20 protein-coding genes are annotated in these 21,936 nt (G+C 56.9%); 13 read left to right on the plus strand and 7 right to left on the minus strand.

Annotated elements, in window-relative coordinates; translation table 11 throughout:
- Positions 1-53 precede the first annotated feature (53 nt).
- Positions 54-788 carry a glutamine amidotransferase gene (locus tag ACR0AU_RS11130; RefSeq protein WP_170594678.1) on the minus strand — a complete coding sequence of 245 codons (735 nt, stop codon included), beginning with the start codon at positions 786-788 and terminating at the stop codon, positions 54-56.
- A gap of 16 nt (positions 789-804) precedes the next feature.
- The gene (locus ACR0AU_RS11135; protein ID WP_170401548.1) at positions 805-2,577 is read right to left on the minus strand and encodes an SLC13 family permease; all 1,773 of its coding nucleotides are present in this window, start codon (positions 2,575-2,577) and stop codon (positions 805-807) included.
- A 110-nt stretch (positions 2,578-2,687) separates the two neighbouring features.
- Here ACR0AU_RS11135 and ACR0AU_RS11140 point away from each other — a divergent pair, with 110 nt between their 5' ends.
- Both ACR0AU_RS11140 and ACR0AU_RS11145 read left to right on the plus strand, forming a co-directional pair.
- Positions 2,688-3,428 (plus strand): YebC/PmpR family DNA-binding transcriptional regulator, encoded by a 741-nt coding sequence (locus tag ACR0AU_RS11140; protein WP_170392173.1) that lies wholly within the window; start codon positions 2,688-2,690, stop codon positions 3,426-3,428.
- Positions 3,429-3,600: 172 nt separating this feature from the next.
- A complete protein-coding gene (locus ACR0AU_RS11145) occupies positions 3,601-4,875 on the plus strand; it encodes an MFS transporter (protein ID WP_480795680.1) in 1,275 nt (424 codons plus the stop codon).
- Here ACR0AU_RS11145 and ACR0AU_RS11150 read toward each other — a convergent pair.
- Positions 4,872-5,765 carry a LysR family transcriptional regulator ArgP gene (locus tag ACR0AU_RS11150; protein ID WP_480795681.1) on the minus strand — a complete coding sequence of 298 codons (894 nt, stop codon included), beginning with the start codon at positions 5,763-5,765 and terminating at the stop codon, positions 4,872-4,874. The two genes, ACR0AU_RS11145 and ACR0AU_RS11150, sit on opposite strands and share 4 nt — an antisense overlap.
- Before the next feature lie 84 nt (positions 5,766-5,849).
- On the opposite strand from ACR0AU_RS11150, the gene ACR0AU_RS11155 reads away from it, so the two are divergent.
- From ACR0AU_RS11155 to ACR0AU_RS11180, 6 genes are all read left to right on the plus strand, one after another.
- Positions 5,850-6,449 carry a LysE/ArgO family amino acid transporter gene (locus tag ACR0AU_RS11155; protein ID WP_170512381.1) on the plus strand — a complete coding sequence of 200 codons (600 nt, stop codon included), beginning with the start codon at positions 5,850-5,852 and terminating at the stop codon, positions 6,447-6,449.
- A gap of 40 nt (positions 6,450-6,489) precedes the next feature.
- Positions 6,490-7,422, plus strand: coding sequence for a DMT family transporter (locus tag ACR0AU_RS11160; protein ID WP_480795682.1), 933 nt, complete (start codon positions 6,490-6,492; stop codon positions 7,420-7,422).
- 57 nt (positions 7,423-7,479) lie between these two features.
- Positions 7,480-8,052: a choline-binding transcriptional repressor BetI gene (gene betI, locus ACR0AU_RS11165; protein ID WP_170392164.1), complete on the plus strand. Its 573-nt coding sequence runs from the start codon at positions 7,480-7,482 to the stop codon at positions 8,050-8,052.
- Positions 8,049-9,557, plus strand: coding sequence for a choline-sulfatase (gene betC / locus ACR0AU_RS11170; RefSeq protein ID WP_170732949.1), 1,509 nt, complete (start codon positions 8,049-8,051; stop codon positions 9,555-9,557). Before betI ends, betC begins: the two co-directional genes overlap by 4 nt.
- Positions 9,558-9,645: 88 nt before the next feature.
- Positions 9,646-11,304, plus strand: coding sequence for a choline dehydrogenase (betA, locus tag ACR0AU_RS11175; RefSeq protein ID WP_170732948.1), 1,659 nt, complete (start codon positions 9,646-9,648; stop codon positions 11,302-11,304).
- Between the two features lie 133 nt (positions 11,305-11,437).
- Positions 11,438-11,677: an HP1242/YdcH family protein gene (locus ACR0AU_RS11180; protein ID WP_170392158.1), complete on the plus strand. Its 240-nt coding sequence runs from the start codon at positions 11,438-11,440 to the stop codon at positions 11,675-11,677.
- Positions 11,678-11,733: 56 nt separating this feature from the next.
- Here ACR0AU_RS11180 and ACR0AU_RS11185 read toward each other — a convergent pair whose 3' ends face one another.
- Positions 11,734-13,134 (minus strand): helix-turn-helix transcriptional regulator, encoded by a 1,401-nt coding sequence (locus ACR0AU_RS11185; protein WP_170732947.1) that lies wholly within the window; start codon positions 13,132-13,134, stop codon positions 11,734-11,736.
- A gap of 64 nt (positions 13,135-13,198) precedes the next feature.
- The gene (locus ACR0AU_RS11190) at positions 13,199-14,404 is read right to left on the minus strand and encodes a multidrug effflux MFS transporter (RefSeq protein ID WP_170512337.1); all 1,206 of its coding nucleotides are present in this window, start codon (positions 14,402-14,404) and stop codon (positions 13,199-13,201) included.
- Between the two features lie 181 nt (positions 14,405-14,585).
- Between ACR0AU_RS11190 and ACR0AU_RS11195 the strand changes: the two genes are divergently transcribed.
- The 3 genes from ACR0AU_RS11195 (at position 14,586) to ACR0AU_RS11205 (ending at position 17,116) form a co-directional block, all read left to right on the plus strand.
- On the plus strand, positions 14,586-16,118 hold the full coding sequence (locus ACR0AU_RS11195; protein ID WP_170563888.1) for an acyl-CoA carboxylase subunit beta: 1,533 nt from the start codon (positions 14,586-14,588) through the stop codon (positions 16,116-16,118).
- 28 nt (positions 16,119-16,146) lie between these two features.
- Complete coding sequence (locus tag ACR0AU_RS11200) at positions 16,147-16,626, plus strand: DUF6497 family protein (RefSeq protein WP_480439172.1); 480 nt, start codon at positions 16,147-16,149, stop codon at positions 16,624-16,626.
- 136 nt (positions 16,627-16,762) lie between these two features.
- Positions 16,763-17,116, plus strand: coding sequence for a hypothetical protein (locus ACR0AU_RS11205; protein ID WP_170392151.1), 354 nt, complete (start codon positions 16,763-16,765; stop codon positions 17,114-17,116).
- Between the two features lie 86 nt (positions 17,117-17,202).
- Here ACR0AU_RS11205 and ACR0AU_RS11210 read toward each other — a convergent pair whose 3' ends face one another.
- Positions 17,203-18,354, minus strand: a complete 1,152-nt coding sequence (locus tag ACR0AU_RS11210) for a DcaP family trimeric outer membrane transporter (RefSeq protein WP_480795683.1) — start codon at positions 18,352-18,354, stop codon at positions 17,203-17,205.
- A gap of 650 nt (positions 18,355-19,004) precedes the next feature.
- Between ACR0AU_RS11210 and ACR0AU_RS11215 the strand changes: the two genes are divergently transcribed.
- Both ACR0AU_RS11215 and ACR0AU_RS11220 read left to right on the plus strand, forming a co-directional pair.
- Positions 19,005-19,208: a hypothetical protein gene (locus tag ACR0AU_RS11215; protein ID WP_170392147.1), complete on the plus strand. Its 204-nt coding sequence runs from the start codon at positions 19,005-19,007 to the stop codon at positions 19,206-19,208.
- Between the two features lie 117 nt (positions 19,209-19,325).
- Positions 19,326-21,371, plus strand: a complete 2,046-nt coding sequence (locus ACR0AU_RS11220; RefSeq protein WP_480795684.1) for an ATP-binding protein — start codon at positions 19,326-19,328, stop codon at positions 21,369-21,371.
- 76 nt (positions 21,372-21,447) lie between these two features.
- Here ACR0AU_RS11220 and ACR0AU_RS11225 read toward each other — a convergent pair whose 3' ends face one another.
- Complete coding sequence (locus ACR0AU_RS11225; RefSeq protein ID WP_170661939.1) at positions 21,448-21,894, minus strand: DUF4174 domain-containing protein; 447 nt, start codon at positions 21,892-21,894, stop codon at positions 21,448-21,450.
- Between the last annotated feature and the right edge of the window lie 42 nt (positions 21,895-21,936).

Raw genomic sequence — 21,936 nt, forward strand, 5'->3', positions numbered from 1 at the left:
CATTCGGGCCAGCCTATGCGAGGGGTCGTAGATCAGGCAACAACGCCGTTGGGTCACCCGTAGCGTTGAGCAAACCGGCGCAGGATTTCACCCGGCTCCGTAACGTCTGCGGCATGGCACATATCGATCAAGCTTTGCGCATCCTCTGGCGGAAAATAGCCGTGGTCCTTGTAGATGTTGATCCGCTGTTCAAAATCTTTGGCGTCCGCTTCGGGGTGGAATTGGGTGGCATAGACATTCTGCCCCCAGCGGATCATCTGAAACGGGCAGGGGTCAGACGCTACCAGATGAACGCAGCCATCCGGCAGTAGCTGTACGGCTTCCTTATGTCCCACAAACGCTTCGAATTTCGGCTTTAGGCCTGCGGTCAAGGGGTCTTGAGCGCCATCTTCTGTCAGACGGCAGTCGGACGGTCCGACCGGTTCGCCAAATTGCCGTTTGCTGACATCTCCGCCCAAATGTACGGCGAGAATACCCAAGCCATAGCAGCAGCCCATGAACGGGTGATCTTTCGCAGTGATCTGGGGCATCAGTCTCATGATCGCGCCTTCGATCTTTGCATCCAGCGCGGATTTGGTGGTCGGATCGTCACTGACGCAGCCGGGACCCCCACCCACGATGACACCAGCGTAATCGACGACATCCAGCCCTTCGGGCAGGTCTTCGCAATCCAGCCGGATGCGATGAGTTTGCGCAGGGCTCAGCCCGGTTTTGTCCAGTATCGAGGCATATTCGGCATCCGATGCATCGGTTTCCGGGCGCAGTTGCAGGATCAGAAAGCGTTTCATAGGAAGCCTTTAGCCATCAAAGCGGCCAGAACACAAGGATCGCGGGGATCGAGACCGCTATGATCAGGATTTCCAGCGGCAACCCCATGCGCCAGTAATCGCCAAAGCGGTATCCTCCGGGACCAAGCACCAGCGTATTGTTCTTGTGCCCAATGGGCGTCAGAAACGCGGCAGACGCCGCAACGGCCACCGTCATCAGAAACGGATCGGGCGACACCTCAAGCGTGCGCGCCATCTGAATGCCAACCGGGGCGGCGACAATGGCGGTGGCTGTGTTGTTCAACACATCGGACAGGGTCATCGTCACGACCATCAGTACGGTCAGGATTGCCCAGGCGGGCAGGCCGTTGGTCAGCTGAATCAAGGCGTTGGCGATCAACTCGGTTCCGCCCGAGGTTTCAAGCGCGCTGCCCAGTGGGATCATTGACCCCAGCAATACAACCACCGGCCATTCGATGTGGTTGTAGATATCCGCAATCGGCATGATCTTAGTCAGAACATAGGCTACGACCACGAACCCCAGTGCGATCGGCAGATAGATCAGCCCGATACTGGCCGCCAACACGGCAGCCGCAAATAGGCCGATGGCAAGCCAGGCTTTCTCATTCGCGGTTACATTCAAGCCGCGCTCGGCCAAGGGCAGGCAGCCGAGCCACTCAGTGACATCGGGTGCTCGGTCGCGCGGGCACAGCAGCAATAAGATGTCGCCGGGCTCGACCTCGGTTTTGCGAACCTGACTGGTGATCCGGCGCCCTTGGCGTGAAATGCCCATCAGGACTGTACTCTGTCGCCAGGCCAGTCCTAACGCCTGCGCAGTTCGCCCAGTGATGCGCGCGCTTTCGGGGACAACGACTTCAACCACTTCCAGCCCTTCGCCTTCGGCAGTCAAAACCTCCTGCCGACGGGCGTCCGAGAAATCCAGATTGAGCGCGGCGCGGAACTCATCCAGCGCTTCGGGGCGTGCTTCCAGAACAAGCGCATCGCCTTCATGCAGGGTTGCGTGGGTTGATCGACCATAGCGTCGCTTTCCGTCCCGGATCAGGCCGATGATAGCGACGTCAGATTTCTCGGCGGCCTCATAAAGCTCACTGACCCGTTTCCCGATATGGGGCGATTCAGGCGGGATCGTCAGTTCGGCGATGTATTCGGCCAAAACTTCCGAGGTTTCTTCCTGCGCGCCGCGATTGGGAATGAGGCGCCAGCCGATCAGCGCGACGAACGCCAGCCCCGCAATTGCAGCCAATCCGCCCACCGGTGCGAAATCGAACATGTGAAACGGTTCGCCCAGTGTTTCAGCCCTGATCGAGGCGATGATGATATTTGGCGGCGTACCAATCAGCGTGGCCATCCCTCCCAGGATCGTCGCAAAGCTGAGCGGCATCAGGCTAAGGCCGACCGGGCGCCCCGCTTTGCGCGCGGTCTGGATATCGACTGGCATCAGTAGCGCCAGCGCCGCGACGTTGTTCATGAAGGCCGATAGGATCGCCCCGATGCCGCCCATTAGCGCGATATGCGCGCCCAATCCGCGCGATGCGTCGACCAGTGTGCGCGTGATCATGAACACTGCACCCGAGCGCACCAGACCGGCAGAAACCACCAGCACCAACGCCACGATGATCGTGGCCGGGTGCCCGAACCCGGCAAAGGCATTGTCAACGGGCACCACACCCAGCGTGACCGCGATCATCAAGGCGGTGAATGCTACAAGGTCATAGCGGAACCGCCCCCAGAGCAGCATTCCGAAAACGGCGATGAAAAGGGAAAAAAGAATGATCTGATCTGTCGTCATACCGCCACCATAGTCACGGGCGAAGACAGGGCAAGCCGCTCTCTTGATCCTTTGCCCCGCAAACGTCTATATGAGCGCCAAACACGCAATCACGATGACGAGGACGCACCATGGCAGGCCACTCCAAATGGGCCAATATCCAACACCGCAAGGGACGTCAGGACGCCGCGCGGTCCAAACTGTTTTCCAAGCTGTCGAAAGAGATCACGGTCGCCGCCAAGATGGGCGACCCCGATCCGGACAAGAACCCGCGCCTGCGTCTGGCGGTGAAAGAGGCCAAGTCGAATTCGGTGCCCAAGGACGTGATCGACCGTGCGATCAAGAAGTCCGTAGCAGGCGAGGGCGATGAATACGAAGAAATCCGGTATGAGGGCTATGGTCCCAACGGTGTGGCCGTGATTGTTGAAACGATGACCGATAATCGCAACCGTACCGCCTCGACTGTTCGTTCGACCTTTTCGAAGAATGGTGGAAACTTGGGTGAAACCGGCTCGGTCGGGTTCATGTTCGACCGCAAGGGCGAAGTTGTGTATCAGGCAGACGCAGGCGATGCGGATACGATTTTCGAAGCCGCGATCGAGGCCGGGGCAGAGGATGTCGAAAGCTCGGATGACGGTCACATCATCTGGTGTGCAGATACGGACCTGAACGATGTGTCGAACGCGCTGGAAGAGGCGCTGGGCGAATCCGAATCCACCAAGCTGGTCTGGAAGCCGACAACGACGACCGAGTTGGGTCTGGAAGACATGCAAAAGCTGATGAAATTGGTGGATGCATTGGAAGACGACGACGACGTTCAGCGCGTGACCACTAACTTCGAAGCGACCGACGAGGTTATGGCGCAGCTCTGATGTATCGGACAAACGCCAGATGAACCAAACCCGGCCCAGCGGCCGGGTTTTTCTGTTGCAGCTGCGCGTTTTACACAAGCCTTGGTCCTGAAGCCTCTTGCGATTAAACTCAGATCATTGAGGCTGAAGGACCTGAAAGGCAACCGTAGGCACATCATGCAGAGCATCGCAAATGGCGAGTAAATCGACTGATCCGGCCCGACGAAATGTCCCGGTTCTGGCTAGCCAAAGTATCCTTTCCCAGGTGGCGTGGACTTTGGGCAGCCCGTCTATCGTATTGCCATTCCTTGCGGTCTCGCTGGAGTTACCGATGTTCCTTGCCGGTGCATTGGTGTCGATCCGCATGGTTGGCAGCATGATCTCGGACGTGTTTTTCGCCCGCTCCATTGCTGCGCAGGCGCGGAAGAAACGCGGGATTGCCCTGACCGAGATCGGAATTGGCGGTTGCCTTCTGATGGCCCTTTTGATCGCGGCCACCGGCAGTGTCTCATTGACGGCCATTGCCTTTGTGATCGCCTTTTTCATGATTGGGCTTATTGAAGAAAGCCAATCCCTGATGCTGTCTGACCTGTTGGGCGATCATCTGAAATCGAAATCCCGGATGGTTATCCGTTATCTCCAATTGGGCGCGGGAGGTCTTTGTGCCATCGGCTTGGTGTTGCTGATACACGAGATCACGAAAGAGTACCCGCCATTCTCGCGGCATTCCGCGGTGATTGCGGCCTCGGTCGTGTTTTTCTTGTTTTCAGCATTATGCATTCTCGGCATGGCCGAGATCGCCCCCGATGAGTCCGGTAATGGAAAACCTAAAGGTGCAGGACGTCAATCGCTGCAGAACATCATCTCCGGAATCGTAAGTATGTTCGAACAGCCATGGTTCCGGCGCTATATGGCTCTGCGGCTTCCTTTGGTTGTCGTGTCGCTGTCGGTTCCGTTTTTTGCGCTCATCGCTGCCGAGGCACATCACAACTCGGCCAAGGGTTTGACGGCCATGATCATCTCATCCGCGTCCGGCTATCTGGTCTCGGCGCCCTTGTGGCAATTGGTGAACATGAAATCACACCGTACCGTGATGGTCGCGGGCAACTTGTTGGTCGCAGTGACAGGGATCGTTTTGTTGGCGTTCCACTATGCCGGTATCGATCACGAAGTTCACTTGCACGCCATTGCCCTGTTTGTCGTCTCGGTGGCGACAACTGGAATTTCCAGTGCGCGCCAGCTGTATTTTTTAGATGTTGCGCCCAAGGAACAACGTATTCAGGGCGCAGCAGCCATCAAATCCATCTGCAGACTCGCTGCCGTTGCACTGTCTGCAATTTTGGCTGTGGTTGCACATATGCACGAGGTTGCCGCTGCCATCGTGTTTATCGTGCTGGCAAGCATCTGGGCGGCATTTAGCTGTTACCGCATCGCGAAACCGCAAAAGGCTTCAGAGTCGCAGGCCTAATCTGCCGCCGGTGCGATCAGTTGCTGCGTTGCCGCGCGACGTACCGCTTGGGTCAAGGGTGCAAGGGCAGGGCCAAGGACACGCCCGATCTGCCAGGTCAGTTCGATATCGAGCGGCGCATCGGGGATTACTTCACAAATCTGCCCGTTTGCGATCGCTCTTCTTACAAGGCTTTCGGGGTTCATACCCCATCCTAAACCGGCGATTGCCGCGTCAACAAAGGCGTTTGTGGACGGCAGAAAGTGAGACGGTGGCGAAAGACGGCTGCCTGTCTGGGCATATATCCAGGATTTCTGCAGATTATCTTTACGGTTGAAGGTCAAGCAGGGGGCCTGTGCCAGGGAATTGGCGGAAACCCCATCAGAAAACCACCGCTGCATGAAGCCAGGGCTCGCGGTCGGCAAATAGCGCAAAGTGCCCAACGCGATGGCATCGCATCCGGTAATGTTCTGACCACCCACCGTTATCGCCGCACTTACGTCGCCACGCCGCAGCCAGTCAGCCGAATGGTCCTGATCGTCAATTACAAGGTCGAACAGTATGTCTTCGGCGCGCGCCATCGCGTCGATAAACCATGTGGCCAGACTGTCAGCCGGTAGCGCGACGCGAACCCGTACCGGACCTTCACGCTGATCCAAAGTCAGCTCTCGCGCCAACTTTGCCTCCAACAGGCCGATATCTTCGGCATGACGGGCGATCCGCAGACCCGCCGGAGTGCCGATGCATGGGGTGCCGCGATGAATAAGGGCCGCACCAACACGATCCTCCAGCGCCTTGATCCTCTGCGAAATAGCCGACGGGGTGACGGATAGCTCTGCGGCTGCGGCCTCAAAGCTGCCGTGTCGCAAGATCGCCGCCAATGCTGATAGCTGATGAGGATCGAGGAGCATTAGAGTTACTTAATCTGGGTAATCATCATTAATTTGATAGATTTACACCGGCCATGTAGTCAACGAGTATCGACAGGAGGCTGCATGTTCCCATCAATGATTGCCGGGTTTGCCCTGAGTTTTAGCCTTATATTGGCGATAGGCGCTCAGAACGCCTTTGTTCTGCGCCAAGGCCTGCGGCGCGAGCACGTCTTTGCACTGTGCCTGACCTGCGCAGTGTCTGACGCGATACTGATCGGGGCGGGTGTTGCAGGGTTCGGCACCCTGGCTCAGGCCGCGCCGTGGTTTGAAACGGTGATGCGCTATGGTGGGGCAGTGTTTCTGATTTGGTACGCCCTACGTAGTTTTTGGTCTGCCTGGCAAGGTGGGGCGGTGATGGATACCGCAACAGGGCAGCGCACCAGCCTGCGTGCGGCCATGCTGACCGTGCTGGCCTTCACTTGGCTCAACCCCCATGTATATCTGGATACGGTCGTATTGATCGGGTCGATATCGGCCCAATATTCAGATCGCATGGGGTTTGCGATAGGGGCGATGACTTCGAGTTTCGTTTTCTTCTTTTCGCTCGGCTACGGTGCCAGAGTGCTTTCACCGATTTTTGCCCGCCCGCGCGCATGGCAGATTCTTGATTTTATCATCGGAATCGTGATGCTTATGATCGCGTTGAAACTTGTTATCATGTGAAGGGTTGTCCCGGATCAGAATTCGGTGTTCAACCGTTTGTATGACCTCACCTAATGATCAGCACCGCCCGCTTGTTGGCATGTTTTGGATGCTTGCGGCCGGGCTGTCCTTTGTGGGCATGAATGCGCTGGTGAAGGTGCTGGGAACCAGCATGAACCCCATTCAAGCGGCATTCTTGCGCTATGTCCTGGGTCTGGTGTTTCTTTTGCCCGCAATCCGGGCGATCCTCGGAACTCCATTGACCCCGCGCAATCTTACGCTGTTTGGACTACGCGGAATGGTCCACGCCATCGCCGTCATGCTTTGGTTTTTTGCGATGACGCGCATCCCCCTCGCCGAGGTGACCGCGATGAATTACATGACACCTATCTACGTCACGGTGGGTGCGGCACTGTTCTTGGGTGAAAAGCTAGCTTTTCGTCGTATCGCCGCGATTGGTGTTGCTGTGATTGGAGTAGTGATCATCCTGCGCCCGGGCTTTCGCGAGATATTGCCCGGTCACATAGCGATGCTGGGGGCTGCACTTGCGCTTGGTGGTTCCTATCTGCTGGCCAAAGTCATGGTCCGTGATACCCGTCCCTCAGCGGTTGTTGCCCATCTATCGATATGGGTCACCATCGCGCTTATCCCTTTCGCCGTCGCGGTTTGGGAGCCGCCCAGCCTGCGCGATCTTGGTATACTTTTCATCGTCGCCAGCTTTGCGACTGCGGGGCACTATTTCATGACGCTTGCATTGCAGGCTGCCCCGGTGGCCGTGACCCAGCCGGTGACGTTCCTGCAGCTGATCTGGGCCACTTTGCTCGGCGCTTTGGCCTTCCATGAACGCATCGACATCTGGGTAATTGCAGGAGGCACTCTGATCCTGGCTGCCGTCAGCTTCATCACCTGGCGTGAAGCCGTGCTGAGCCGTGGCGGCACACCGCCGCAAGGTTCTGAGACCCCACCGGCGAAACCAAGAACCGTTATTGATTGACGAGTCAATAAAAACCGCTTAGCCTTCCTTGCACTCAGGTATGGCGAAGAGGCGAAGATGCCAAAACTCGGAATGGAGCCGATCCGGCGGGACGCGATCGTCAAGGCGACGATCGCCGAGCTTGGCGCGCAAAAATCCCTTGATGTCACCGTTAGCCAGATCGCCAAACGCGCAGGTATGTCCAGTGCATTGGCGCATCATTACTTTGGGGGCAAAGAACAGATATTCCTAGCCGCGATGCGGCGTATCCTGACGGATTTTGGATCTGAAGCGCGCGCACAACTCAGCACGGCAGATCCGGAAGAGCGCGCACAGGCCATCATTCGCGCCTGTTTCGCGCCATCGTGTTTCACACCGGATGTTATCGCAGCTTGGATGACTTTTTATGTTTTGGCGCAAACCAACGATGATGCGCTGAGGCTCTGGCAAATCTATCAGGCGCGCATCCGCTCGAACCTGATCCATGCGTTGCGTCCACATATGAGTGACCCGAGCGAGGCTGCCGAAGGTATGATCGCGCTGATCGATGGGTTGTACATCCACTCTGCACTGAATTCCCCACAAGAGCCGCAGCGGGCAGTCACCCATGCGCTGCGGGTACTGAGAGTTTTCCTAGAGGCCGAAAAATGACAAAGCCGAATATTCTGATCCTGATGGTGGATCAGCTCAACGGGACCCTCTTCCCCGACGGTCCTGCAGAATGGTTGCATGCGCCGAACCTGAAGAAGCTGGCGGCAAGATCAACGCGTTTCGCAAATGCATACACTGCCTCGCCGCTCTGTGCTCCGGGACGTGCGAGCTTTATGTCGGGTCAACTGCCATCGCGCACTGGCGTCTATGACAACGCCGCCGAGTTTAGCAGCGATATCCCGACCTATGCCCACCACCTTCGTCGTGCAGGATATTACACCTGCTTGTCCGGCAAGATGCACTTTGTCGGCCCAGACCAGTTGCACGGGTTCGAAGATCGTCTGACCACTGATATCTACCCGGCAGATTTCGGTTGGACGCCGGACTATCGTAAACCCGGTGAGCGCATCGACTGGTGGTATCACAATATGGGCTCGGTCACTGGGGCAGGCATTGCCGAGATTTCCAACCAGATGGAATATGATGACGAGGTCGCTTATAACGCCAAGGCCAAGCTATATGACCTTGCACGCGGCAAGGATGATCGCCCCTGGTGTGTGACCGTCAGCTTCACGCACCCACACGATCCTTACGTGGCGCGACGCAAGTACTGGGATCTGTATGAAGATTGTGAGCATCTTGAGCCACAGATCGCGGATCTGGGATATGACAATCAGGACCCTCATTCCAAACGTATTTTCGATGCCAATGACTGGCGCAGCTTCGACATAACGACCGAGGATATTCGCAAATCCCGTCGCGCCTATTTCGCCAATATCTCATATCTGGATGACAAGATCGGTGAGATACTGGAGGTTCTGGAAACGACGCGGCAAGAGGCGATCATACTGTTCGTGTCCGACCACGGCGACATGCTGGGTGAGCGCGGGTTATGGTTCAAGATGACTTTCTTCGAGGGCTCTTCCCGCGTGCCGCTCATGATTTCTGCCTCCGATCTTCCAGTTGGTCGCATCGATACACCAGTTTCGACGATCGACGTGACACCGACGCTTGGTACGTTGGCGGGCGTCGATATGGCTGAAATCTCACCTTGGACGGATGGTGAGGACCTTGTTCCGTTGGCAAAGGGCACAGACCGAACCGCGCCGGTTGCAATGGAATATGCCGCCGAGGCCTCATACGCTCCTTTAGTCTCTTTGCGTTATGGCAAGTGGAAATACAATCGCTGTACATTGGACCCCGATCAACTGTTCGATCTCGAGGCTGATCCGCATGAGATGGAAAATCTCGCTGGCCTGCCCGAACATGCAGGCACCTTGCAAACACTGCGTGCTAAATCCGAGGCGCGATGGGATTTGGATCGCTTTGACGCCGATGTGAGGGCCAGCCAAGCCCGGCGCTGGGTGGTTTATGAGGCACTGCGGCAGGGTGGCTATTATCCTTGGGATTATCAGCCTCTTCAGAAAGCGTCTGAACGGTACATGCGCAATCATATGGACCTGAACGATGTCGAGGATAGCCAGCGTTATCCGCGTGGCGAGTAATCCTTTACATTTTTGAAATTGCACCCGTCGGAAGTGCAGAGACTTTTCGTCGAAAAATCTTGCCCCGAAGGTGAACGGAGACACGAATATGGAAGCAGATTTTGTCATTGTTGGCGCCGGTTCTGCTGGTTGCGCGATGGCTTACCGTCTGAGTGAGGCCGGAGCTTCGGTTCTGGTGATCGAGCATGGCGGCACTGACGCCGGACCCTTCATCCAAATGCCTGCCGCCCTAAGCTATCCGATGAATATGTCGCGATATGACTGGGGCTACAAATCCGAGCCCGAACCGCATCTGAACAATCGTCAACTTGCTTGCCCCAGAGGCAAGGTGATCGGAGGGTCGTCTTCGATCAATGGCATGGTTTATGTGCGCGGTCACGCGCGGGATTTTGACACCTGGGCCGAGATGGGCGCAGATGGATGGTCCTATGCAGATGTGCTGCCGTACTACAAGCGCATGGAAACCTGGCATGATGGTGGTCATGGCGGTGATCACACTTGGAGAGGCACGGATGGACCTCTGCACGTGTCGCGAGGGCCTCGTGAAAATCCGCTGTTTAAGGCGTTCGTCGATGCAGGTCAGCAGGCTGGATATGAGGTCACTGGCGACTATAACGGTGAGAAACAAGAAGGTTTTGGGCCGATGGAGCAGACCGTCTGGAAAGGACGGCGCTGGTCGGCGGCGAATGCGTACCTTAGGCCAGCGCTCAAGCGGCAAAACTGCGAAATCATCCGGGGTCTTGCGGCGCGCGTGATTATTGAATCCGGGCGCGCATCCGGGGTCGAATTGATCCGGGGTGGCAAACGGGAAGTGATCACAGCGCGGCGCGAGGTTGTATTGGCGGCTTCGTCTATCAATTCGCCTAAGTTGCTGATGCTTTCGGGGGTTGGACCCGCGGCGCACCTGGCCGAGCACGGTATCAAAGTGGTCGCCGACCGCCCTGGCGTCGGCGCCAATCTGCAGGATCACCTAGAACTTTATATCCAACAGGCCTCGATCCAGCCGATCACGCTTTACAAGCATTGGAACCTGATCAGCAAAGGAATGATCGGAGCGCAATGGCTGTTTACCAAAACAGGCCTTGGTGCATCGAACCAATTTGAAAGCGCCGCCTTCGTGCGTTCGAAACCGGGTGTGGAATATCCTGACATACAATATCATTTTCTGCCGATGGCGGTTCGCTATGACGGGCAGGCGGCAGCCGAAGGGCACGGATTCCAGGCGCATGTGGGGCCAATGCGGTCGCCCTCGCGCGGCGCTGTGACTCTGCGATCTGCCAAAGCCGAAGACGCGCCGGTGATCCGGTTCAACTACATGAGCCATGATTCGGATTGGGAAGACTTCAGAACCTGCATTCGCTTGACCCGAGAGATCTTTGGACAGCAGGCGTTCAAACCCTTTGCCGGTAAAGAGATCCAACCGGGGGCGGAGGTTCAGTCGGACGATGAGCTAGATGCCTTTATCGCTGAGCATGCCGAAAGCGCCTATCACCCTTGCGGGACTTGCCGCATGGGCCGTCCGGATGACAAGGATGCCGTTGTCGACCCGCAGGGGCGTGTGATTGGGGTGGATGGATTGCGCGTCGCCGATAGCTCGATTTTCCCGCAAATCACCAATGGCAATCTGAACGCGCCGTCGATCATGGTGGGTGAAAAGGTGTCGGACCATTTGCTGCAGAAAGACCCTCTGCCCAAAGCGAACGACCAGCCCTGGATAAGTCCGAGATGGGCAACGGCACAGCGCTGACACATCCAAAACCCACGGCGTGCATTTATCCTGAAAGCTGGTTGATTGCGCTCGGAATTTGATCGGCGTCAAAGCGGAGTGCGACAGTCATGTTTAGCCTTGGGATGTAACGCTGAAACAAGGAGCCAACTGGATGTCTCATACCCCGCATGAACTGGCTGAAGAGTTCCCCGACAAGCTCGAAGTGATGAGTCAGCTCAAGCAAACGGATGCGCATTTTGCCCGACTTGCGGATGAGTATCATGAGGTCAACCGCACCGTGCATCGGGCTGAAACCAACGTCGAACCGATGGAGGAATTGGCCGAGGTTGATTTGCGCAAGAAACGCGCGGCGCTCAAAGACGAGATCTGGGCGATCTTGTCAAAAAGCTGAGGATTAGGCGGGGGCTCTGCCCCCGGACTCGCAGGATATATATGGCCAGGCGAAGATCAGGTGACCTCATAAGGCAGGGTGCCGCGGCTATGGGCGTCGATGGTCAGGCGGCGCTCTAACGGTGGGACTGATCTTTGGTGGCAGGTTTGACGCTCGCATATGCGACATGATATGCCGATGGGCTCGTAAGCGCTCGCGTTGTTTATGTCGAGATTATCGGCGTAGACCAATGCTTCGGCATGACGAACCTCACATCCCAAGGCGATGGCGTAGCGGCGGACAGGAGCACCGAACGAGCCTCCGGATTTTGAAACATCACGAGCCAATGAGATATAGCGGACGCCATCCGGCGTCTCGGCTAGCTGTTGCAGGAAATGACCCGGGGTCTCGAATGCCCGGTGGACATTCCAGAGTGGGCAGGCGCCGCCGAAGCGGGCGAATTGAAGACGCGTGGCTGAATGGCGTTTGGTGATCGTTCCGGCCTGATCGACACGGACAAAAAAGAACGGAATCCCCTTTGCGCCGGGGCGTTGTAGCGTAGACAGGCGGTGCGCCACCTGTTCAATCGACGCCCCGAACCGGTTGCTGAGCAGCTCCAAATCATGCCGATAGTCTTGCGCTGCGGACAGGAAAGCGCCGTAAGGCATCAGCGAAGCCCCGGCAAAATAGTTGGCGAGGCCAATCTTGGCGATGGCGCGGGCCTCATCGCTTTGGAAACGGGCGAAATCTAGCGTTGCTTCAAGCAGCTTATCCTGACTGATCAACGCCACCTGCAGCAGCAGTTGGAAGACCTGCGTTTGTGGTGCGGCGCGCGAGGAAAGGCGCAAGTTTTTGTCACCAGCATTGTAGCTGCGTAAGGTTTCTGTGTCGGCGAAAGTGACGTGAATGCCGCGTTCTGACAGGCTGTTCAGGGCGACTTGCCGAATATCGCTGGTTTCATCGGCACGGCTGGCGAAGCGTTCGGCGGCGCGGTCAACGGCGTCAATATAATTGTCGCAGTAGTGAAAGAAATCGCGCACCTCTTCCCATGGGCTGGCCTGAATACGGGCATCCTCGCGGCCCAATGCCTCGTCGAGCGAGGCGAGGCGTTCATGGGTCTGGCGATAGGCGCGGTGTAACTCGATGAACGCGCGTGCAAGCGCGGGCGCATTTGAAGCGGTGAGCCTGAGATCAGCCAGAGGGGGCGCCGTTTCGGCGAACACCGGATCGGCCAGTGCTTCGCGCATATCCGAAACCAATCGTTCGCTATCCCCTGTGCTGAGTTCGGTCACATCCATACCAAACTCTTGCGCCAGTGCCAGAACAACGGTCGTCGAGATCGGCCGGTTGTTATTCTCCATCTGGTTCAAATAGGGCAGTGAAACGCCCAGTTTTGCGGCGAAATCCTTCTGCGTGAGGGTCAGGCGTGTGCGCATTTCGCGCAGCTTGGCGCCAGCGTATAGTTTCTGAGTGGCCATGGCGGTTCTTTGCAGCTTTACTGAATCTGCAGGCTAACTTTGCAAACCCTGTCGCGCAAGCCGTCTACAGACCCAATTGCCGTTCGCGCCAGATAACAACGCTGATCGCGCAGATTGCCAGTGCGGCGGTTGCCAGCATCAGCCAAAGCAGAGGCATCGCGCCCGTCTCATGCGTCAGCAATGCGCCTGCCAATGCGCTGAGTGCCGCGCCGCCGCCCAACATGATCGCACCGCTCAAACCAGAGGCAGTGGCCGCAAGATGCGGGCGGACCGAAAGCGATCCGGCGGTTGCATTTGGGATCGCCATGCCGTTGCCCAACCCGACGAAGGTCATCAGGCCGAAGAAGCTGAGCGCCGTTCCCAAATCCACTAGGAACAACAAAGCTGATAGGGCCACGCCAATTGCATTCAGCCAGCATCCCCAGCGCACCATTCGGTTGACGCCGAAGCGAACCGAGAATCGACCGCTGATGAAGTTGCCGAAGAAATAGCCAATCGCAGGCGCACCAAAGTAGATGCCGACCTCGGCGGCTGTCATGCCGAACACTTCGGTCCCGATAAAGGGTGCGCCCCCGAGATAGGCAAAGAACGCACCTGAAGAGAACGCCGAGGACAGGGAATAGCCCCAGAAGCGGGGCGATCTCAGCAATTCAGGATATTCGCGAAATTGCTGCATCAGTGTTTTGCCGCTTGCGGCTGCGGTTTCGCCAAAATCTTGGTAGGTCAGCACCAGCGCTAGCGCCGCAAGGGCAAAGGGTAGCCAGAAATTGGCTTTCCAGCCAAAAGTTTCTTCGAGAAGCCCGCCGACAGCAGGACCGATCATCGGGACGACTGCCATCCCCATGGTGACATATCCGAGCATCGAAGCAGCCTGGTCCTGTTCGTACATGTCCCGCACAGCCGCACGACTTAAGACAATACCAACGACAATGACGGCCTGAAACATTCTGAAAGCGAGAAAGGTCTCGACATTTGGGGCGTATATACACCCCAGCGTTGCAAGCAGAAAAAGGGCGAGTCCCCACAGCAGTACAGGCCGACGTCCGGCCTTATCGGCAATGGGTCCTATTAAGATTTGCAGTGCCGCGTTGACCAGAAGATAAAGCGCGATCGAAAGCTGCATCACCTTGTAATCAGTCTGAAAATACGTCGCCATAAAGGGAAGGCTGGGCAGATACAGATTCATGCTCAGCGCCGACAATCCTGACAACAAAACGAGTGTTGCAAGCGTGGGGGGCGTGCGGCTGACAGAGGGTGAACTGAACTGCATGGTTTACCTTTAGACCCTGATCGCGCGAAATGCCATCGGCAGTTTGGCTTGTTGTGTTAATTAACAAATTTGCAGTTATCTCAAATAGTGTTGCCAAATATTTGCAAATTTGCCGAAAACTTCTTTGGCCGCCGATCCCAAATCGTTATGGTCGCGCAAATTCTCTTGGGAGACTACCGACATGAAAGACATCCTTTCCGAGCTCGAAGGCCGTCGCAACAACGCGCGATTGGGTGGTGGGCAAAAACGCATCGACTCGCAACACGCCCGCGGAAAGCTGACGGCACGCGAACGGATCGAGTTGCTGGTAGACGAAGGCAGCTTTGAAGAGTTTGACATGTTTGTCAGCCATCGCTGCACTGATTTCGGAATGGAGAAACAAAAGCCTGCTGGTGACGGGGTGGTCACAGGCTGGGGTACAATCAATGGTCGAATGGTCTACGTCTTCAGCCAGGATTTCACCGTATTCGGTGGCTCGCTGTCAGAAACCCATGCGCAGAAGATTTGCAAGATCATGGATATGGCAGTTCAAAACGGAGCGCCGGTGATCGGGATCAACGACTCGGGCGGGGCGCGGATTCAGGAGGGCGTCGCTTCATTGGCCGGATATGCTGAGGTGTTCCAGCGTAACATCATGGCCTCAGGCGTCGTGCCACAGATTAGCGTGATAATGGGGCCGTGTGCAGGTGGTGCGGTTTACAGTCCTGCGATGACCGACTTCATATTCATGGTCAAAGACACCTCGTACATGTTCGTAACCGGCCCAGACGTTGTGAAGACCGTCACCAATGAGGTCGTGACGGCAGAGGAATTGGGCGGGGCTTCAACCCACACCAAAAAGTCTTCGGTCGCTGATGGTGCGTTTGAAAACGATGTGGAGGCCCTGGCCGAGGTGCGCCGTCTTGTCGACTTCCTTCCGCTCAACAATCGCGAGAAACCGCCAGTTCGTCCGTTTTTTGACAGCCCTGACAGGGTCGAGACATCGCTGGATACGCTGATCCCGGACAATCCGAACACGCCGTACGACATGAAGGAACTGATCACCAAAGTGGCGGATGAGGGTGATTTTTACGAGATTCAGGAAGACTACGCTAAGAACATCATCACCGGTTTTATCCGGCTTGAAGGGCAGACCGTGGGCGTCGTGGCCAACCAACCCATGGTATTGGCAGGATGTTTGGACATCGATAGTTCCCGAAAAGCGGCCCGGTTCGTGCGGTTCTGTGATTGCTTTGAAATCCCGATCCTGACGCTTGTTGATGTTCCGGGCTTTCTGCCGGGCACTTCGCAGGAGTATGGCGGCGTGATCAAGCACGGCGCGAAACTGCTATTTGCTTATGGCGAAGCGACCGTGCCAAAGGTCACCGTAATCACACGTAAGGCCTACGGTGGCGCGTATGATGTTATGGCCTCCAAACACCTGCGCGGCGACTTCAACTATGCGTGGCCCACGGCTGAGATCGCGGTGATGGGCGCAAAGGGCGCGACCGAAATCATCCACCGCGCCGATCTGGGCGACGCCGACAAGATTGCGAAACACACTCAGGACTACGAGGACCGGTTCGCAAATCCTTTCGTCGCGGCCGAGCGCGGCTTTATCGACGAGGTGATCATGCCACAATCGACCCGCCGCCGTGTATCACGTGCATTTGCGAGCCTGCGCGGCAAGCAACTGAAGAACCCTTGGAAAAAGCACGACAATATCCCGCTGTAAATGCCCGCCGAGGAGGCCCGAGCCGTAAATGCCCCGATTGACCGGACATAAGACCGTGCAGGTTGCAACCACTCTGCACGCTCCCCCGGAGGAAGGAAGCCGCCGCTGGCGGATCCGGGGATGCGCCGGGGTTTTTACGTTGCTGGTCGGAGTAGGTTCGGCGCTGGCCTCAAACCTGCTGCCCGTGCCGTCGGGTCAACCGGTCGAGCTTAGCGATGTGCTTCTGGACACCAATCCGGGTGAGCTTTGGGTGCGGTTTCGGTTCATTGCACCCAAGATCGGATCGACTGCAGGTCGTATCACATATGATGTCGCCGTAGTCGACATGGAGCATTTGTGTGAAACACTGGCGGTGCCTTACGTGGCCCAGCACGAATTGCAGCCTGCCCGGATTGTGATTTCGTTTTCGGACAGACCGGTAGCGTTCGGCACCTCCGAACCTGACGCAACGCAGTTCTTCGAAGCCTACCGGCTGGATCAATCCCGGTGTATCTGGGAGGGGCTCTGACCATGAACCAACAATGTCACGGTCTCAGAGTGTCCCGATACAGTGATGCAGCTCTGGAGGTTCGCATGATCACTTCAATCCCGCAGGCATGTCCGATGGCCTGCCATATCTGGAACTTGTCCGTTGAGGTTTCGCAATGCTGAAACATCGCGGTTTCCCCGGACGTTTGCCCGGAACAGACTTCCAGTTCACCATTCGGCGGGCCAATCCCAAGGGCGTTACGCCGCTGACCCAGCGAGAACGCTTTCGCGATCGCAAACCCGCCGACAAGCGCGCAGATGTCGCGTTTATCGAGGCGTTATGGGCGCATTTTGGTGATCAGCCCTTTGAGCGAGGCAATCTGGACGCGGGCCGTCTAAGTTGGCTGTTCGGGCGTGAGGTTGTCGCCGCCGAAGACCCGTTTGATCCTGCAAGCTACGATGCTCTGCTGGTGATCAATCTGGACGCCGCGCGCCAATCTTTCCCTGACGTGTTCGACGGAGTGCGCTGATTGTGACCGGGGCTGCCGCACATAACACTCAGATGATCAGTGACACTGGAACCCTGCCCGCTAATGGGCAGGGTAGGCTGTTTTCATCAGAAGTTGAGTTGCGCGGCCAACTGGACACGATTGCCGTCGAATGTGTCGCCGGAAATTGTGTCGTTCCGCTCTCCATAGATGTATTCGGCGCTGAGCGTCAGGTTGTCTGTCGCCTTGTAAAAGGCATTGACGTGGATCGTCTCAAGCTCGGTGAACGACAAAGTACCGGTCGATGTAGGCAGGTCGTAGTCTTCCTTGCCATAGGCGATGCCGACGTTCCATTTGGAACTCAGGTCCTGACGGAATTCGATGGTGTAGCCATCAACATCGTTGGCCTGACCCCCGACGACTGCGTCACCCAAGCCGATCAGGTAGGGGCCAAGTGCCTCGCCGTTGACATAGTTGACCTGAAACAACCCACCTTCCCACGGTCGGATCGAGCCCGACAAAGAGAAACCGGTCTGATCGACCTCGACGTCGCCGGATTGCGCCTTGCCGTAGAGCGCCGAGGCACGAGCGATGTATTTGCCATCGTTGTATTCGACCGAACCAGTCAGCACAGGATCATCCGAATCCGAGCCGCCGACGTTTTCTTCAACGGAAACGGCGAAGGTGGTATTCGATCCGATATTGTTGGTGTAGCGCACCTGCGGAACGCGCGCGAAAGCGATCCCGACCGGCCCGTTAAATTCCACCGAGGTCGGGTAGGTGTCCAGAGGTTGGAAATTGGTCCAGTATTGTCCGATCAGCCATTGTTCCCCAATTCGGATATTGGCATGACGAATTCGGAATTCGGCGGTTCCGTCCGAGCCGAAGGCATCGACTTCGATCTGGCCCTGAATGTCTCCGATTCCCGAAGGCGTGCTGGTGCGCAGCCCGATACGAGACTGACGGACTGTGGCGCCAAACGTACCATCTGTCTCGGCCGAGGGTTCGCCAATCGCGTTTACGAATGCGGTGTCGCCCTGATCGTATTCGAAGTCATAGAAGAAGTCGGCTTTGACATAACCGTAGACGTCCAGAGTGGTGTTGCCGATCTGCAGATCCCCAGTGCCAGACCCGGGATTGGAGGATTCCAGCGCTTCGACCCGGGCGCGCAGTGCATCCAGTTCAGCCTGAGTTTGTGCATCTTGCGCCAAGGCTTGCATACCGGTCACGGAAAGCGCGCTGGCAGCAAGCAGGCTAGCATTTTTACCCTTTGTTATCATATGGATAGTTCCTTGTGTGCGAGTGTGCAGGGGCACCGTTCCACGCAACTGAATTCTTGGGAAATCACCAAGTTGAGAGAAGATGCTCTCAATTTTTCAAGCAAAAGTGTCGGTAGACATGTGACGTTTCACGCTGCGCTGAAACCGGAATCTAAGTTACTGTCACCGGAAGGATTTTTGCGTGAGTTTGTAGTGATGTTGCGTGAGGTGCCTCGCGCACTGCCTCGCTACAAGTCTTCGATTTGTAACAGGAACGTGACGGATTTCAGACGTAGTCGTCGCTGTCCGGGCGATTACGACGTCGGCGCAAATCTGCGTGGTGCCGCGCTGGATGGGCAGGTTTCAGCCGGAATCTCAGATGGAAACAATAACTGGTTGGCGGCCAGAATTGTGCTGTGCACAGTGATTGGGCCGTGCGGCTCTACTTTGCCTGCGTCGCACAAGCACCTACTATTCCGTACCCCTTCCTTCCGCGGGCAGGCTTGTGTTCCCCACAGAGTTCTGTCCGCGGTTTTCTTTTTGTCAGGTTTGGACAAAAAGCGGCAAAAACCTGCGCAATTCGCAAGTTTGTGGTCCGTGTTATTGCATAACAAGGCGCGAAATCGGCATCTGCTCTCAAAGACTGCAAAAAATCTAGAAGGGCAGAAACCATGCGAATCAAACGAATTTCCCTTGCGTTGGCAACCTGCGCGGGTTTGGCGGCCTGCGGTGGCTCGACCGGCGAACAGGCGATCCTTGGCGGCGGTGCGGGGGCTCTGGGGGCAGCGGTCCTCAGTGCAGATCCGCTGCTTGGGGCGGCAGTCGGGGCTGCGGGCAACGTGCTTTACTGCAAGACCCAGAACAACTGTAACTAAAGCTGAATTTAACGGGGCTGGAAAAGTCCCGTCCGTCATTGCGCATCACGCCGTCGTGGGGTCAACGCCCCGCGGCGGCGTTTTGCGTTTCCAGAACATCAAGCCAAAGGACGTTCCATGTTCAACAAGATCCTGATCGCAAACCGGGGCGAGATTGCCTGCCGGGTCATCAAGACCGCCCGCAAGATGGGCATTGGCACGGTTGCCATCTATTCAGATGCTGACAAGAACGCCCTGCATGTTTCAATGGCGGATGAGGCCGTGCATATCGGCCCGCCGCCCGCCAACCAGTCATACATCGTCATCGACAAGGTGATGGATGCCATCCGTAAAAGCGGCGCGCAGGCGGTCCACCCCGGTTATGGCTTTCTGTCCGAGAACTCCAAATTCGCCGAGGCGCTGGATGCCGAAGGCGTCGCCTTTGTCGGCCCCCCGGTCGGTGCGATCGAAAGCATGGGGGACAAGATCACCTCGAAGAAGATCGCGCAGGAGGCCGGGGTTTCGACGGTGCCCGGTTACATGGGCCTGATCGAAGACGCCGATGAGGCGGTGAAGATTTCGAACGACATTGGCTATCCGGTGATGATCAAGGCCAGCGCTGGCGGCGGTGGCAAGGGCATGCGGATTGCGTGGAATGACGAAGAGGCGCGGGAAGGTTTCCAGTCATCCAAGAACGAGGCCGCGAACTCCTTCGGCGACGACCGGATTTTCATCGAGAAATTTGTGACTCAGCCGCGCCACATCGAGATTCAGGTGCTCTGTGACAGTCACGGCAATGGCATCTATCTCGGGGAACGCGAATGCTCGATCCAGCGCCGGAACCAGAAAGTTGTGGAAGAGGCGCCATCGCCGTTCCTTGACCCTGAAACCCGCAAGGCGATGGGCGAACAGGCGGTCGCGTTGGCCAAGGCTGTGAACTATGCCAGCGCCGGTACGGTCGAGTTCATCGTGGATGGCGAAAAGAACTTCTACTTCCTCGAAATGAACACCCGCCTGCAGGTGGAACACCCGGTGACCGAACTGATCACTGGTGTCGATCTTGTCGAACAGATGATCCGTGTGGCCGCTGGTGAAAAACTGTCGATCACGCAGGATGACGTCACCCTGACAGGCTGGGCGATTGAAAACCGTCTTTATGCAGAGGACCCGTATCGTGGCTTCTTGCCCTCGATTGGCCGCCTTACCCGTTATCGCCCGCCGCAGGAGGTCGCAGCAGGCCCGCTGCTTGTGAATGACAAATGGCAAGGTGATGCGCCTAAAGGGGATAGCGCTGTGCGTAACGATACCGGCGTCTATGAGGGCGGCGAGATCAGCATGTATTACGACCCGATGATCGCCAAGCTGTGTACCTGGGCATCGACCCGCGAACAGGCGATTGAGGCGATGCGCGTGGCGCTGGACAGTTTCGAAGTCGAAGGCATCGGTCACAATTTGCCATTCCTGTCAGCGGTCATGGATCACCCGAAATTTGTAAGTGGTGACATGACGACCGCTTTCATCGCCGAGGAGTATCCGGACGGGTTTGAAGGCGTCGACCTTCCCGAAGAAGATCTGCGTCGCATCGCAGCCTCGTGCGCTGCCATGCACCGGGTTGCCGAAATCCGTCGCACCCGCGTATCAGGCCGGATGGACAACCATGAACGGAAAGTCGGCAAACGTTGGAATGTCGCTCTGCAAGGGCAGGATTTCAGCGTCAAGGTTAAGGCTGACAAACAGGGCGCGACTGTCAAATTCAAAGACGGGTCAGCTCTGCGTGTGTCCTCTGACTGGACGCCGGGTGACCAACTTGCGGTGTTGGACGTGGATGGCAGCCCGTTGGTCTTGAAGGTTGGAAAGGTATCGGGCGGGTTCCGTATCCGAAACCGAGGGGCTGACCTCAAGGTACATGTGCGCACCCCGCGTCAGGCCGAACTGGCCCGCCTGATGCCCGAGAAGCTGCCGCCTGATACATCGAAAATGCTGCTCTGCCCAATGCCGGGCTTGATCGTGAAGATTGATGTGGAAGTAGGTCAGGAGGTGCAGGAAGGTCAGGCACTTTGTACCGTTGAGGCGATGAAGATGGAGAACATCCTGCGCGCCGAGAAAAAGGGCGTTGTCTCCAAGATCAACGCGGGCCCCGGCGACAGTCTGGCCGTTGACGATGTGATCATCGAGTTCGAGTGATGATGCGCGCACCTGCGACATATCTTTCAAGGTTCCCAGCGGCTTCCGCCGGGATCTTGAGGCATGTCGCAGGTGCTCAGCCGCCCTCACGTCGTTCGCGGATTTCGCGTTCGCGCAAAGGCGTCTTGTCAATGGATCGGCCAATCTCACGCACGCTCCATGGGCTGGGTTTGCGCAGTTTGACGACACCATCCTTGTCGACAAACACCATCTGGAAACCACGCGGTCGCAGTTTTGATCGGATCGATGATCGCGCCGCCGGATCAGTATCGGTCAAGACAACCACGTCGCGATCCCGCATTGCGTCTTCGCCTTCGAGTAACATGTCAATCTGTTGCTGGAATCTTGGGTCTGCCGGGGTATCGGCAAAAACGACGATCGGGCGATGCGTCCAGAGAAAATCGCTTAGATCGCTGTCAGCTACTGGACGAACAAAGCTGTCATCCGCAGGGGCAGTCGCGTCGGCGGCCAAGGCGGCCAACGGGAATAGTGCCGAGAAAACAAAGGCAAGCGTGCGTGTCATGAGGCCTCCTGTTGTCATGAATATAGCCTCTGCTGGGGCGAA

It is taken from the genome of Ruegeria sp. CG1, assembly GCF_056537265.1.